This window comes from Dyadobacter diqingensis, from assembly GCF_024220585.1.
Taxonomy (GTDB): domain Bacteria; phylum Bacteroidota; class Bacteroidia; order Cytophagales; family Spirosomataceae; genus Dyadobacter; species Dyadobacter diqingensis.
Window position 1 is genome coordinate 401,244 of record NZ_JAMXKF010000005.1, and the last position, 14,950, is coordinate 416,193.

General features: G+C 42.4%; 18 protein-coding genes. 10 read left to right on the top strand and 8 right to left on the bottom strand.

Annotated elements, in window-relative coordinates; all coding sequences use genetic code 11:
- Positions 1-13: 13 nt before the first annotated feature.
- Both M1L62_RS16945 and M1L62_RS16950 read left to right on the top strand, forming a co-directional pair.
- On the top strand, positions 14-1,120 hold the full coding sequence (locus M1L62_RS16945) for an ABC transporter permease (RefSeq protein ID WP_254560796.1): 1,107 nt from the start codon (positions 14-16) through the stop codon (positions 1,118-1,120).
- Entirely contained in the window at positions 1,117-2,232 is a 1,116-nt protein-coding gene (locus M1L62_RS16950) for an ABC transporter permease (protein ID WP_254560797.1), read from the top strand. Before M1L62_RS16945 ends, M1L62_RS16950 begins: the two co-directional genes overlap by 4 nt.
- 1,616 nt (positions 2,233-3,848) lie before the next feature.
- On the opposite strand, the gene M1L62_RS16955 is transcribed toward M1L62_RS16950, so the two are convergent.
- A complete protein-coding gene (locus tag M1L62_RS16955; protein ID WP_254560798.1) occupies positions 3,849-4,349 on the bottom strand; it encodes a GyrI-like domain-containing protein in 501 nt (166 codons plus the stop codon).
- Between the two features lie 153 nt (positions 4,350-4,502).
- On the opposite strand from M1L62_RS16955, the gene M1L62_RS16960 reads away from it, so the two are divergent.
- Positions 4,503-4,910 carry a DUF2251 domain-containing protein gene (locus M1L62_RS16960; protein WP_254560799.1) on the top strand — a complete coding sequence of 136 codons (408 nt, stop codon included), beginning with the start codon at positions 4,503-4,505 and terminating at the stop codon, positions 4,908-4,910.
- A gap of 97 nt (positions 4,911-5,007) precedes the next feature.
- Here the strand turns inward: M1L62_RS16960 and M1L62_RS16965 are convergent, their stop codons facing one another.
- Entirely contained in the window at positions 5,008-5,907 is a 900-nt protein-coding gene (locus tag M1L62_RS16965; protein ID WP_254560800.1) for an NAD-dependent epimerase/dehydratase family protein, read from the bottom strand.
- Between the two features lie 238 nt (positions 5,908-6,145).
- Here M1L62_RS16965 and M1L62_RS16970 point away from each other — a divergent pair, with 238 nt between their 5' ends.
- Entirely contained in the window at positions 6,146-6,514 is a 369-nt protein-coding gene (locus tag M1L62_RS16970; RefSeq protein WP_254560801.1) for a nuclear transport factor 2 family protein, read from the top strand.
- A gap of 59 nt (positions 6,515-6,573) precedes the next feature.
- Here the strand turns inward: M1L62_RS16970 and M1L62_RS16975 are convergent, their stop codons facing one another.
- Positions 6,574-7,071 (bottom strand): hypothetical protein, encoded by a 498-nt coding sequence (locus M1L62_RS16975; RefSeq protein ID WP_254560802.1) that lies wholly within the window; start codon positions 7,069-7,071, stop codon positions 6,574-6,576.
- A gap of 347 nt (positions 7,072-7,418) precedes the next feature.
- Here M1L62_RS16975 and M1L62_RS16980 point away from each other — a divergent pair, with 347 nt between their 5' ends.
- Positions 7,419-8,111, top strand: a complete 693-nt coding sequence (locus tag M1L62_RS16980; protein ID WP_254560803.1) for a hypothetical protein — start codon at positions 7,419-7,421, stop codon at positions 8,109-8,111.
- 79 nt (positions 8,112-8,190) lie between these two features.
- On the opposite strand, the gene M1L62_RS16985 is transcribed toward M1L62_RS16980, so the two are convergent.
- Positions 8,191-8,787, bottom strand: coding sequence for a hypothetical protein (locus M1L62_RS16985; protein WP_254560804.1), 597 nt, complete (start codon positions 8,785-8,787; stop codon positions 8,191-8,193).
- 5 nt (positions 8,788-8,792) lie between these two features.
- Positions 8,793-9,599 (bottom strand): metallophosphoesterase family protein, encoded by an 807-nt coding sequence (locus M1L62_RS16990; protein ID WP_254560805.1) that lies wholly within the window; start codon positions 9,597-9,599, stop codon positions 8,793-8,795.
- A gap of 266 nt (positions 9,600-9,865) precedes the next feature.
- Here M1L62_RS16990 and M1L62_RS16995 point away from each other — a divergent pair, with 266 nt between their 5' ends.
- The 5 genes from M1L62_RS16995 (at position 9,866) to M1L62_RS17015 (ending at position 13,333) form a co-directional block, all read left to right on the top strand.
- Positions 9,866-10,432, top strand: a complete 567-nt coding sequence (locus M1L62_RS16995; protein ID WP_254560806.1) for a hypothetical protein — start codon at positions 9,866-9,868, stop codon at positions 10,430-10,432.
- A gap of 59 nt (positions 10,433-10,491) precedes the next feature.
- On the top strand, positions 10,492-10,968 hold the full coding sequence (locus M1L62_RS17000; protein WP_254560807.1) for a GNAT family N-acetyltransferase: 477 nt from the start codon (positions 10,492-10,494) through the stop codon (positions 10,966-10,968).
- A 215-nt stretch (positions 10,969-11,183) separates the two neighbouring features.
- Entirely contained in the window at positions 11,184-11,573 is a 390-nt protein-coding gene (locus M1L62_RS17005) for a DUF4302 domain-containing protein (protein WP_254560808.1), read from the top strand.
- Positions 11,574-11,744: 171 nt separating this feature from the next.
- The gene (locus M1L62_RS17010; protein WP_254560809.1) at positions 11,745-12,668 is read left to right on the top strand and encodes a S1C family serine protease; all 924 of its coding nucleotides are present in this window, start codon (positions 11,745-11,747) and stop codon (positions 12,666-12,668) included.
- Between the two features lie 89 nt (positions 12,669-12,757).
- On the top strand, positions 12,758-13,333 hold the full coding sequence (locus tag M1L62_RS17015) for a cupin domain-containing protein (protein WP_254560810.1): 576 nt from the start codon (positions 12,758-12,760) through the stop codon (positions 13,331-13,333).
- 82 nt (positions 13,334-13,415) lie between these two features.
- On the opposite strand, the gene M1L62_RS17020 is transcribed toward M1L62_RS17015, so the two are convergent.
- The 3 genes from M1L62_RS17020 to M1L62_RS17030 are packed head-to-tail and all read right to left on the bottom strand — an operon-like array spanning position 13,416 to position 14,866.
- A complete protein-coding gene (locus M1L62_RS17020; protein ID WP_254560811.1) occupies positions 13,416-13,874 on the bottom strand; it encodes a DUF3592 domain-containing protein in 459 nt (152 codons plus the stop codon).
- 54 nt (positions 13,875-13,928) lie between these two features.
- Entirely contained in the window at positions 13,929-14,429 is a 501-nt protein-coding gene (locus M1L62_RS17025) for a hypothetical protein (RefSeq protein WP_254560812.1), read from the bottom strand.
- A gap of 2 nt (positions 14,430-14,431) precedes the next feature.
- Positions 14,432-14,866: a DUF4468 domain-containing protein gene (locus M1L62_RS17030; RefSeq protein WP_254560813.1), complete on the bottom strand. Its 435-nt coding sequence runs from the start codon at positions 14,864-14,866 to the stop codon at positions 14,432-14,434.
- Between the last annotated feature and the right edge of the window lie 84 nt (positions 14,867-14,950).

Genomic DNA, 14,950 nt, shown 5'->3' on the forward strand with positions numbered 1-14,950 from the left:
AAACAACAACCATATGAAGCAATTACTGGTATTTATAAGAAAAGAGTTTTTTCATGTTTTTCGCGACAGGAGAACATTGCTGATCATGTTTGGCCTTCCGGTTGTACAAATTGTTTTGTTTGGTTTTGCACTGACCAACGAAGTGAAAAATATCGAAATCATTATTTCTGATAACGCAAGGGATATCAATTCTCAGCAGATTACGAATAAAATAAAGGCGTCGGCGTATTTCAAAGTGCAGGAATCTGTTTTGAATTATAAGGACATAGAAAAGGCATTCAGGAAAGGTGATGTTAAATGTGCGCTGATATTTCCGGCGCATTTCGGGGATGATTTGTTCCATGCAGGCAAAACACGGGTTCAGATCATAACCGACGGTTCTGACCCAAACATTGCGAAAACCGTGGTGAATTATCTCACAGCCATTATTGGCGATTACCAGCAGCAAATCGCGCCTTCGCCCACTTTAGCCTACCGGATTATACCGGAAAGCCGGATGCTTTACAACGAAGAGGGCAATGGTTCGCTGAACTTTATCCCGGGCGTTATGGCTTTGGTTCTGATGATTGTCTGTACCACGCTGACTTCCGTGGCGGTAGTTAAAGAAAAGGAGCTCGGCACAATGGAAGTATTGCTTGTATCGCCTTTTAAACCCGTTTTTGTCCTGATTGCGAAAGCCGTTCCGTATTTGCTGCTTTCCATGATCAATGTAATACTGATTCTGCTTTTAGCGGTTTATCTGCTTGACGTTGAGATTAAGGGCAGCGTTTTGTTGCTGTTTTTAGAAAGCGTGCTGTTTATTTTAACCTGTCTTTCGCTTGGCCTGCTGATCTCGAACGTTACCGATTCCCAACAGACTGCCATGCTTATTTCAATGATGGGCATGATGTTGCCCACGTTGATATTTACGGGTTTTTTATTCCCTTTGGAAAATATGCCGAAGGTTTTCCAGATCATTTCGAATGTGATTCCCGCCCGCTGGTACTTCATCATTACCAAGGCTGTTATGTTAAAAGGGCTAGGTTTCGCATATGTCTGGAAGGAAACGCTGGTGCTGACCGGTATGACCATCGCACTGCTTGGTATTGCTTTGAAAAATTTTAAAATCAGACTACAATGACCGTACTTGGCTTTTTGTTGCAGAAAGAATTCCGGCAGATCCGGCGGGATACGACCATCCTCCGAATCATGTTTGCGTTGCCGGTCATTCAGCTGATTATTTTTCCATTAGCGATGGATTTTGATGTGAAAAGTGTCAATATTTCGATCGTGGATCAGGATCATAGCACCTATTCTCAAAAGCTGATTTCTAAAATTGCTTCCTCGGGGTATTTCAAAATTGTGGGTGCTGAAACCTCTTTTAAAAAGTCGCTGACGTATATTGAAAATGGTGAAGCGGACCTGGTGATGGAAATTCCGGCGGGGTTTGAAAGAAATCTGGTACGGGAGGGCGTGCAAAAAATTGGTATTTCGGTAGATGCTATCAATGGAACAAAAGCGGGGATTGGCGGACAATACCTTAATTCTATTATTGCTGATTTTAATGCGAACATTGATGTCAATGTAAAGAGCGGCATTGTACCACAGCAAGGTATTATTGATATTACCTTCACAAACTGGTTTAACCCGCGGGCCGAGTATAAGTACAATATCGTCCCGGCGATACTGGTGCTGCTGCTGACGATGATCGGTGGATTTGTGACGGCACTGAACATCGTTAAGGAAAAGGAAGTGGGTACGATAGAGCAGATTAACGTGACACCAATTAAAAAATGGGAGTTTATTTTAGGGAAACTGATTCCGTTCTGGATCATCGGAATGATCGTTTTTACACTGGGATTAACCATCAGCTGGCTGGTCTATGGAATCATACCGGCGGGAAGTTTTCTGACACTTTATGCGTTCGCGGCTGTGTATCTTGTCGCCTTGCTCGGTTTTGGTTTGTTGATATCCACATACAGTGGCAACCAGGTACAGGCGATGTTTGTGGCATTTTTCTTTATTATGATCTTCATTCTGATGAGTGGTTTTTTTACTTCCACCGATGGAATGCCCGGATGGGGAAAAGTGATTTCCAACATGACGCCAGTCGCGCATTTCGTAAAAACAGATCGGATGATTATACTCAAGGGAAGCAGTTTCAGCGATGTAAAACAGGAGTTTTTATATTTAGTTGCTTTTGCCGGGGTGTTAAACGGTTGGGCAATATGGAATTATCGGAAGACGAATTAGGGGCGATTTTTGAAGTAGGCAGATTTGGTAGTTAATTTAATGGTACCATTCACCAAACGTTCCTATGGAACGATGCGGATTCTGCGAATGTCCGGTTTTCTACCGACTAGATGTACCTATGGTACATGATGCATGAATTTCCAATGTTTTTGTCAAATTGAAATTTTGCAAAGCCAATCAAACAATATGGACGTTTTGCCAGAGATAGATGTGGTCTTTCGTTTTTTTACCGTTACTATTCACCAAACGTTCCTATGGAACGATGCCGCGCTTGCTAATGCTTGGTTTTCTACCAACCAGATGTACCGATGGTACATGATGCATGAATTTCCAATGTTTTTGTCAAATTGAAATTTTGCAAAGCCAATCAAACAATATGGACGTTTTGCCAGAGATAGATGTGGTCTTTCGTTTTTTTACCGTTACTATTCACCAAACGTTCCTATGGAACGATGCCGCGCTTGCTAATGCTTGGTTTTCTACCAACCAGATGTACCGATGGTACATGATGAATGAATAGCTTGTTTTTACCGCTATCGCTTACCAAACGTTGCTACGTAACGATGCGGCGTTTGTTGATGCCGGTTTTCTACCAACCAGATGTACCGATGGTACATGATGCATGAATTTCCAATGTTTTTGTCAAATTGAAATTTCGCAAAGCCAATCAAACAATATGGACGTTTTGCCAGAGATAGATGTGGTCTTTCGTTTTTTTACCGTTACTATTCACCAAACGTTCCTACGGAACGCTGCGGCGTTTGCTAATGCCCGGTTTTTGACCGACCAGATGTACCGATGGTACATGATGCATGAATTTCCAATGTTTTTGTCAAATTGAAATTTCGCAAAGCCAATCAAACAATATGGACGTTTTGCCAGAGATAGATGTGGTCTTTCGTTTTTTTACCGTTACTATTCACCAAACGTTCCTACGGAACGATGCGGCGTTTGCTAATGCCCGGTTTTTTACCGACCAGATGTACCGATGGTACATGATGCATGAATTTCCAATGTTTTTGTCAAATTGAAATTTTGCAAAGCCAATCAAACGTTATGCCAGAGATAGATGTGGTCGTTCGCTTTTTCTTTTACCGTTACTATTCACCAAACGTTCCTACGGAACGATGCGGCGCTTGCTAATGCCTGGTTTGCTACCAACCAGATGTACCGATGGTACATGAATAGCTTGTTTTACCACTATCGCTTACCAAACGTTGCTATGGAACGATGCGGGTTTTACTAATGCCCGTTTTTTCTACCGACCAGATGTACCGTTGGTACATGATGCATGAATAGCTTGTTTTACCACTATCGCTTATCAAACGTTCCTATGGAATGATTCGGGTTTTGCTAATGCCCGGTTTGCGACCGACCGGATGTACCTATCGTACATAATTTACGAGTTTTCTGTTGCGTTTCGGGCGTGGTGTCGGACATAATGATTGAGAGGGTGCAACTGCGAATATTCTGCCTTAGGCAGATCTCGTGGGTAGCTCGATTCGTTCCCGTAGCCGCCAGACGTTCCATCGGAACGTTTCATGATTCCCTCTTTATTTAAAAATTTTCTTTCTGCTAGATTCGCCTGGGGCACATGGATAATTCAATACCTGCCATCATATTTTCGGCTTAATCGGAATCCAAATTTCTTCCTCCGAATCCGGATCTTCATTTTTGTATTTTTCTCCCAAAATTTCAAAATGCGGTCTGTCATCCAACACATAGTCCGAAGCTGGAACCCACGTGCCATAAATGTACTGGAAAGTTTTCCCTCCCGCACTCGCCGGACCTTTGTGAATAAAAACGGCATAAAGTCCTCCTGGTAATTGATATGTTTCCATATCCACAGGAACGATATCAAAATCTGAAACCTCGACCGCAGCCCATTTCTCAAACAGCGCGGAGGGATTGTAGTTTTCAAAGTGTGCCGGACTTTTGTAAACCTGCATGGAATATAAATCAGTGCCAATATTATTGATAATTTCACTTCGCCTGGGCATAAAACTTCTCCATAATTCGAAGGTTTTGTTATCCGTTAGCGAAGTCTGAATGCGTTTACCGATCAGGAGTTTTGGGGGCAGGGTTTTGATAACTGGTTGCTGCGTATCATTCATCATAGGCTCGACAGGCTGTGTTTTATGGAAAAAGTTAAAACAAATTCTTGCGACAACAAGAAACGCAATTAGTATTTTACAAATAAAGGCAATATTTGGGTTGATGATAACAGGCAAAGAAAAATTGAAATTATTGTAAATCCAATCTGAACGAAATTGATTTTAGACGTCCAACACGAATACAAAATTGGTCAGGATACTTTCCTGCACAGCTTTTCTTCAAAACACGATTTCGGTGTTGTGTTTGAAGATGACCAGAAGACCGGTTATTTCTATGCAATTGATAAGTCAGAAAACCCTGACGTTCTGGATGGGCTGCATATTTACAATGTCGAAGACATTATTGAGAAAACATTGCTGACAAAAATCGAGATTTGCTGGCGGGAAGATGGTTTACTCGCGGCACTTTTAGTCAACAATCATTGCCATGCAATCTTCGATTTTGGGAATAAGGCGGGCTATTGCCGTAATGGTTTTCCGGAAACTCCCGGCGACTGGGCTTTGGTGAAGGAAAGGCAGCTCTCGGAAGAAATGATTGCATCAGTTTTTGAAGTCAAACCCTGAAAAAATCATCAACCAGTCATCAATGCAGATCTTTCAGGATTGGTATAAAGCCCTAATTTTTCAAAGTAAGGCTTCGTACCAATCTTAAGGAACGTTATCAAAACGGCTTGTTTTTTATCCAGTCGGCCAAAGACTCGTGGCTTGGTTTCCAGCCAAGTAAATTTCTTGCATGAACGGCGCGGACGCGGCTATTTGAGCCTAAGGCAAATCTGGCCCAGTCACCCAGTTCTGCCAGTGCTTCCTTCGCAGGCCAGCTTTGTATTTTTCCTTCGAAACCAAGGGCTTCGGACACATATCCGGCAATATCTTTATAGGATTCTTCACCATTTTCTGCGTAAAAATAGGAGGCGGATGGTGCTTTTTCCAATGCTAAAAGGTAAAGGTTGGCTAAATCAGCGATATGCACATTTGACCAGAGGTTTATACCCGATCCCAGATAAATACCTGCTTTAAATTCGATTGATTTTCTGAAAACCACAGGCAGTTGGTCACTCTCAACATCCAGTCCGAGCGCATTACCATAAGCCATAGAGGGGACAATCACGGCAGTTCTCACCCAATTATCAATACCGGCACGCCTGACAAAGTTGTTGATTGCGACACGTTCTTCCCGGATATCCATCGGAGTGAATGGTGTTTCTTCGGTATAAATATTCGGTGTCGTTGTTTCACCCAAAACATCATCGCCCACCACACTTGATCCTGACGTGTGGATGAAAACCTTTCCTGTGCCGGTAAGTGTTTGGATGAACGTCTCGACTGCGGCTCTGTGGTCGGAATTAGCCGTATGAATCACGGCATCCGCGCTGGCTGCGTTCGCAATCAGGATATCCTGATCTTCCAGTGTTCCGATAACTGGGCGAACGCCAAAACTTGCTACTGCGTCTGCTTTTTCCTGATTTCTTACCAGACCGAAAACTTCATGCCCGGCATCGATTAATACTTTGGCGACTGATCCGCCTATATAACCGGACGCGCCGGTTAGAAAAACTTTCATGATTTTATTAATAAAGTTGATGTTATTTTTCCTGCAAAAATACTGCTCCGGATTTCGATTTAATAATTACTTAAATCATGGAAACGTATCAGCAAGGTGATAGTAGAAGGGTATTTTGGTTGGTTGTTAACGCAGATGATCAATAGCTTTTTTGTATCGTTTTTCCCGACAATTTATCAGTCTATCCAACTATCAACTGGAACAATTGATAAGAACTTTGCAGAAAAGGATGATAGATATGACTCAACTAGAACAGATACAGCAAGTAGAAGACCGACTTATGAAAGCCATGCTGAAAAGCAATGTTCTCGAACTCGACGCATTACTGGCAGACGAATTGCTGGTCACCGGACCAGATGGTTCGCTGATCGGGAAGACGGAGGATGTTGACGCGCATCGTCATGGCGAAATCAGGATAACGTCAATGAAAGCATTGGAAACGGATTATCGGTTGTTGCCAGATGTGACCATTGTATTTGTAATGATGGAAATGGCCGGGAGTTTTCAGGGACAGCCATTCGAAGGACGGTATCGTTACACAAGGGTCTGGCAAAACCGTAACGGAGCCTGGCAGATCGTTGCGGCGCATGTTGGTTTAGGGAAATGAGCGTTGTGGCAGATGTTCGTAAATAATGGAATCATGAAACCCAGCTTTCAATAACCTGATCAATTTTCCAATGATCGCCGTAGCGGCGAATGATGATCAGATAGCCGATGCCGCATTTGGGGCTCGCAAACATAAGTTCCTGTCAAAATTCCAATTTGTTTGCCTTTGTCGAATTGTATTCTGGAAAAGGCGATACCGCCATCATACGCAAAAGTACCATCCGGTTTAACGAAATTTCCTTTCTCCGGAAATTCTGAGAGGTAGCGAAAATGATACCTGGGATTGTCGCGAAATAGCTGCAATTTAATTTTATAGCTTCGGCTGGGAGCGGGTAACGTCACCTTTACACCTTCTTTTTTGCAGAAATTCAGGATGTCTGGTATATCCATTTTGTCGGGAGGGCTGATAAGATCCGACACAGCGACCACCAATCTTGGAGTATCCTTCCCGCTCAATTTTTGCTTGTCTTGACGCTCCTTTTCTGGACCAGGCCCATTGAGGTAAATACTTGGGTCTTTGTGTATCCTCCCAACCATTTCCACAAACAGTTCATTCATTATCTTTTGCTCTTAAGCTACCTCGCGCTCTTCGTTATTACAGTTTAAGAGTAAAAGCGGGATGGAAGAAATCAGGTATTTTAAACGATTCATAAGTGGTGTGCGTGTCTTGACCCTGAAATTAGCAATTTACTGAAAGTTTGTTTTAAAAATATCAAACGTAGGTGCCAAGTCAGCCTTTATTAGTGCGGGTCTAATTTACAAAAGGTTACTTTTTTGGTATCAAATATCTTTCTGACCGTAAAGTAATTAGCCCTATTTTAAACAAGGGGATCATTAGGTTTTAACTAAATCATTAAATACCATTGCAGCGGAATTTTGTAATTAATCACATAAATATTTGTGCTATGAACTATTCTGCAATCACCACTAAGTCGCTGTTGTTTGGTACTTATTTTTGTCTGGTTGCAGCTCTGTCCTGCACGGATCACGACATTCCTCAGATTCCTGATGAACCGGCTTCTGCCTGTTTGACTACGGCCGGTACCCCGCGGACTTATCCCTGTGAATTTAAGATTGAAAAGCTGACCTTTTATGCCAAGGATCTGACTGTTTTAGGAGAGGTTGTTACAGGCACTCCTGCCATTGCCTTAAAGCGCAGCAAAGCCAAGAGAGACAGCAATCCGTCTGCCACGACTTCTGGCAGTTCCGGTGCGTTGACCTATGATGTAAAAGCGACTGTGCGAAGAATTGCCAATCCTTCTTTTCCGGTGTCGGCTGGCTACTTACTGAGCTCCACCACCATTTCGGCGGGGATTTTTATCTTGCATACACCGGGCGAAAGGACATTTATCGGCTCTCCAATTGCACTTGATGTGCCTATCGGCTCGACCGTGGAGATTCCTTTTGAGTTAACTTATATTTATGGTTTATCAGATGCAGGAGGGAGCCTAAATCCTTTTTTAATCATAGGTGCCAATACGTTTTTTCTTGAAAACGACGTCACAACGGTTCGGTTTGACCGGACGAGGCCGCCCTATAATTTCGTGGGCAATGTCGTTGAGGCGTATATGAAGATAGCGGCTTCGATTATTCTTTGATTTTTAATCCGGATTTACATAAATAAAAAAGGCCGATTGAGCAGTTCCGGGAATGGGTGCCTGAACTGCTTAATTTGCTTTACAGGGCCATTTTTAAACCAAAAGATAAGTTGACAATATCCGAGAGTTTCAGGTACTCGCGATTTTGTACATAACTGATCATGAGCAGGTCGTAGCTGCCCAGCTCGTAGTATAGTTCAAATGTTTTTCTTTGCCGGTTCACCTTAAAATCACGACCGACTTTTCCTCCAATGTATGCCGCCGGGCGGATGGACGTTGCCCACCAGTAATATCCGGATGGATAGTAGGAAGGCCATTTCGAGTCAAATTGTGAGCCAAAGGTATAACTGAGGTAGGCACCGATTGAGAACGGAGCGATATAATAAGTATTTTTCAATGGAATGCGCCAGGGCGAATACGTAGTTTTTGCGGTGATCGTGATCAGCGCGTCTCCGCCAAATTTGCGGGGTAAAAAACCAAACATCAGATCAGTTTCCAGTGTTTTATTTTTGGACGCATAACCAGGTCCGCCCGACATAAAACCGATATTGCCGGCGAATTGCAGCTTGAAATGATTGGGGACAAACCATTTCGGTCGTTTTTCTTCAGTTTGTTCTTCCTGGGCAAACGCTACAACACTCAAAAACAGCGAAAGTGATATAAGTAATTTTTTCATTTTTATCAGAATTCAACACGGTCTACTTTATACCCATCTTTCCACATGCTAATGACCATGTATCCTCTCGTCCCCATACTCGTCGTAACATAATAATGAACACCGTCATTGTAATATTCCCCATCCTTGAAAGCATGCTGATGGCCATACAACGACAATTTTACTGTGCCGCTTTCAGCCAGGATCTTTGCGTATTCTTTTTCCATTTTCGGATCAAAGTCGGCGTCAAATGGCGGTACGTGTGCTACCACGACCGTATTCTTTTTGCCCGGATTATTGGCAAGTTCTGATCTCAGCCACGTCAGATTCGGCGTTGTTCCGTCAAAAGCATACTCACGCGAATTGGTATTAACAAAAATGAACTTGTTCGGGCCAAATTCGAAAGAATAATCCAGCGCTCCGTACATCCTCGTGTAGGTATCCGGGCCGTTGGCTACAATGTCGTGGTTGCCAATCACAGTCAGGTATGGATAATTTAATTTCTGCATAATTTCATTCACCCATTCAAATTCACGGGTGATGCCAAAATCAGAAATATCCCCGGCGTGTAAAACAAAAGCAATATCTCTCTGTTTATTGGCACTTTTTACAAAATCCGAAGTCTCGTCGTACCAGCGCTGACTGTCGCCCATGAGGATAAACCGCAGTGTGTCTTTGACCGGTAGTTGTTTTATTTTTTCAATATTCTTAACCGTCAGATCTCTTTCATTGTCTTTCAGGACGATCTGATTCGGGTTGTATTGAAAAATTCCATCGCAGGAAAAGTGGGAAATTCCGATCAGGAGAATCGCCAGTTGCGAAAAAGTTTTCAAAGTAATTTGCGTTAGTTATGATGACTTTATTGTTTTACTAACCATTGGAAACTTCTTATAATTCCGAAAATTGCGACGAGGATTGTTTGTTGAAAATGATTTTCAGGTTATAAAATGCGGTACCTGTTTGACGTTAAGTCGCTTACAGACCGCGTTTATGATGGACAATAATTTTAATCCGTAACATAAATTAAATGCATAACCCTGTGAAGATTCAAAACTTAATTCGTACTTACATACCCAAATAAAACTCCCGAATTATCCTTATGAAAGCATCTTTTTTCCTTGCCGCAGCATTGTTGTTTTCGTCTGTTTGTATTGCACAGAAACCGGCTGCCGACACCTGGTCCAATGTCCCGAGTGCTCCCGATGATCGGTATACAAATCCTAAGGGCGTTTTGTATGCAGGCCCTAACGGCTGGTATAATTTTGGAGAAGTCCGGGCCGAAGGAAGTAATACGGCTGGCTTAAAATTCGCCTACAAAGGAGGTTTTAATGAAACCACGGGTATGTTTGTGCTCGTAGACACGCAAAAGCTTCAAACATTCCATATGGATTTTGGCACAGCAGAGCCTGCCGTTGGTACCTATCAGGTTAGTAAAGAGGCAAACCAGGCATCAAAAAAGGTAGAAGTGTCCTTCTCCGATGTTGCAAATAAAAAGATAAAAAACTGGTCTGGCGCAGATGGGTCGGGTGTTATTATAGTATCGAAGGTCAATGGTTTTTTATATTTCAAATGCAGGAATGTGGTATTACAGCCCAGTGGAATGGATAATGAGGGAAATTTTAAACAACCAATAAAGATCGGAATTGAAGGAGCGGTAAAACTGTAATTCCGGCGCGGGTTTTATTAATACAACATAGAAAGTAAACGTTTCACAATCATTTAGTCATGAGTTTGATTACCATAAGAACGGCGACACCAGCCGATTTACCAGTATTATTAAAATTTGAGCAAGGCGTTATTCAGGCGGAAAGACCTTTTGACAGTACATTAAAAGCTGATCCGATTCACTACTACGACATTGTGGAGCTGATCAATGCCCCACATATCGAAATTGTCGTGGCCGAAACCGACGGAAAGTTGATCGGCTCAGGATATGCGAGGATTGAAAAATCGAAGCACTATTTGAAACATCCCGTTCATGCGTATCTGGGTTTTATGTATGTTGATCCTGCGTATCGTGGAAAAGGTGTAAACAGGCAAATTATCGAAAAACTGAAAGAGTGGGCGATTGCGCAAAACATTACGGAATTACGGCTGGATGTCTATGATGGTAACGAATCAGCCATCAAGGCTTACGAGAAAGTGGGATTCAGTAAATATATGGTGAACATGAGAATAGGCCTGGACGAGAACCCTAAATGACGGGCTGGAAAGCGGAGTTTATGTCCAAATCCTCTCCCAATTCTGTTCTAAGCAATTTCTAATAGGACTTATCTTTTTATCGGTATAATATTTACAATAAATTCTTTTGTGATTATTGGCTTTGGTATAATATTATTAGTTGTTAAATAGTAAGTTTGAAATATAATATTTGGGTAAATTGTTTATCTACAAACAATCAGAAACTATTAGCTCTAATGATACACGAAAAAACATTCAGCCTGGCGGCAGACCGGGAAGCCAAAATTATTTTGAAAGGTAACGCCGAAGATCACGCCGGACAGGTCAATATTGATTTTGAGTTTTTAATTAAAGAAAAGCATGACAAATCGTTCAGGTTACCTATTGGAGTTGACCATCCAAAATACTGGAAACTGAAACGGCTGACTCCTGAAAAATCCCAACTTTTACAACTCGTTTACAGCGGCATTTCCAGAAAACACCTGGACGAAGCGATAAGAGAATTTAAGCAGTTTTTTGGCGCAGGTTATGTATTTAAGGAAGCGGTCAACGTGAGCGAAAGGTTGAAAACTTTACGGGGAATAAGGCTGAGTCACGTAAGCAGAAATTTGCTGCCAGCCGTTTAATACGATACCAATTACATTTTATCACTCAATAAAAGTCTTGTAACACAGCCGGTGTTGCGAGACTTTTTTATGGCGTTTTGACATAAAAAAGAAAAATTGCTGGACAGTTTGACATTAAAATTTGGCTGGATAAATTTTTGATGTCCAGGTTGGTAACTAAAAGATACTGACATGGACACATTTTCGAGTATGATCATTGACGCTGTGGACAAAACAAAAAACGCAGTTGTCAAAATAGATATTTTTAAAACCGATAAAGGCAAACTTCGTCCAGCTGGATCAGGATCAGGATTTGTATTTTCTTCCGACGGTTTGATTTTTACAAACAGCCATGTTGTAGAGGGTGCGGAGAAGATCATGGTGAGTCTGCTGAACAACAATGAGATTGAAGCAGAGTTGATTGGTAAAGATCCTGATACGGATATTGCTATCCTTAAAATTTATACACAAGGTTATTCTGTTGCAAAATTAGGCGATGCAAGTCAGTTACAGATTGGTCAGTTCGTGATCGCTATCGGTAACCCTTATGGCTATCAGCATACGGTGACAACGGGTGTTGTAAGTGCATTGGGCCGGTCGCTGCAAACCCAGTCCGGTCGATTTGTCGATAACGTTATCCAATCCGACGCCGCACTGAATCCTGGTAATTCCGGCGGGCCGATGATCAATACGGATGGTGAAGTAGTCGGTGTGAATACCGCCGTGATTCAGGGTGCGCAGGGGCTGAGTTTTTCGGTTGATATCAACACGGCCAAGGAAATAGCGCGGCAGCTGATCAAGGATGGCAGGGTTTTCAAAGCCTATCTGGGTCTTCAGTTACAGGATGTTCAGGTCAATGAAAAAATCCGCCAGCATTATAAACTGACCAATCATAAAGGTATTTTCATCACCCACATTGAAGCAAATTCACCTGCGTCCCGCTCTCAGCTCCTCGAAGGTGATATCATCATTTCTTTCAATGATAAACCTGTGAGCAGCAGCAACGAACTTTTCAAAGAGCTGACACATCGGGAGGTACTTGACATCACCAATATTTCTGTCATTCGTCATACAGAATTGTTAAACTTTATTGTAGTTCCTGTTGAAAAAAAGTGAGTTTAAATACGCTTAATAAGTATGTGTTGTTTGTGTAATCGACTGGTGTTAAATTAGTTAATATTATTCGATTACATAAATTTCACGTTATGAAACGAAAAGCGTTTTTAAAAATGTCTTTTGGCGCGATTCCCGCTCTTTCCGGTGCGGCAATTCAGGGGAAATCCTGGCAGCCCGACAGGTCAAAGAAAGGTTTTAAGGTGGATGTTGGGAGGGATCGGTTTGATCAGAGTATTTCGCTGCTCGAAGGCGATACATTTTTTACCAAAATCTCTCAACGGGATACCGGCGGTGATGTGTATTTGTTTGAGTCTACACGGTTAAAAAAGGGTGGGCCTTCTTTTCATTTTCATTACGATCAGGATGAGTGGTGGTATATTCTGACGGGTGCGTTTACAATAAAGGTTGGGGATGATATCTTTCAGGCGAAAGCCGGAGACAGTGTCTTTGGACCCAGGGGAGTACCGCATACTTTTTCCAAAACCAGCGAAGGTGAAGCAAAAATGCTGATTCTTTTTCAACCCGCCGGTAAAATGGAAGAATTTTTTCAGGCCGTCAGTAAAGGCGCTCTGGCGAAAATGTCAGAGCTGGAACAGGATAATTTCAGAAAACAGCATGGCTTTGAAAAAGTCGGTCCGGCGCTTGAATACATGAAAAAATTCTGAATTTGCCAGTCGCTTTAAACAGATTTTGTTATGAACGGAAGTTTTTTGTTCACGATACAAACTAATATGGGTTGAGTATTTTTTATGAACCAGTGGCCCAATACCAGATTGTTTTTACCGAGCTCGCAACCTCCCACACAGATAACAGGAGGAATACGGCCCCTATGCTGGCGAAAATGTATACGAGAAAGAAATCTCCTTTAATCTGGACATCTCCGGGATTTTGGGGGTCATAAAACAAATCAACTTCCTGGCCAATTTGATATTCTGGCGGATTTTTTCCTTCGGAGCTGTGAAATATATGTTCCTGTCCCTCGCGTGTGTAATAGCGAACGGATGGCGCCAGCGGGTATTTATTTCGAACCACTCTGTTCAGGCTAATGACAATTCCTTTGGTGGGGATTGCCGTGCTGGCGAATTTTGTGCGGCTGTAATAGATCCCGAAGCCGATACAGGACAGGGTCAGCCCAATGAGGAAAAACAGGAGAATGAAAAATTCGCCTCCCGGAAATTTCATATTTGCGTTGGTGTCTGATAACATCTGATTCTATTTTTACGATTACTAAAACTCAGCCACGGCTGGCATTATACGTGGTCACTTTTCAGGTGTTGCTGCCAGGAGTTTTACGATCGCTGACAGGGTCAGAATAACACCGATGATTATAGCAAGCCATTTCAAAACAGGCAGTGTCTGCATTCTGAACCGGATTACCAGTCCGGCACATATCAATCCAAGTGAAAGAATGACAAATCCCAGCATGATCAACATCACATAAAGCGTTCCAACGCCCGAATCACGCGAGTCGTTGTATTTGATGGCTTCGCAGAGTTTTGTACTGATAAAAAAGATACCAGCCAGCCCTGATAATCCGGTTCGGAACGTCAGCCATCCACGGTTTTCCTGAATCCAGAGAAAAGGGATAAAGGAGATTACAATGGCTGTGATTAATACCAGCCAACTCATGTTTTCAAGTCGCAGATTACCGGAGTAGGTTGGAGGCTGATTTTGCGATCCCAGGAAAAGGACGAAACCATAGATCAGAAACCAGGAGACTTCCGGCCCAGCAATGTACGTGACGAGTCGGTTGGTATTCATTTTTAAAACGCCTTATAGTCTTTTACATTCAGCTGTAAATCAGTCAGTATTTCTTTTATTTTTTTGTCAAGAGCGGCTAACAGCTCTTTCTGGTCTTTTTCAGATTTGAGATTGAACGACTCAAGCGGTGTACCGACGGGGTTGTTATTATCCAAGACTTCCAGATGATTAATCGAAGAACGATACTTGCGATTGGCGCATTCTACGGAAAGTGTATAACGAAAGTTATAAATACCACCTGCGAAATTTTCAGAGCGGGGCAGGGAAATCTGTATTTTACCGCTGGAAACCAGATCGCCGGTTTCTTTGTCGGCCAGAATTATTTTGCTATCCGAGCTGTATTGACTGGCCCATAACCGTGCTCTGCGAAACAGTTCAAGTTGTGTGACGCTGCCGCAATCGATGGTTTCACTGTAAACAACTTTGTTATTCTCCATTGGAAATTTGATAATGATGTTCTCCTTGCCTGAGTCCGTGGAATTAAACAAACTTGTGAGAGAAGAAACCATTAGTATAAACGA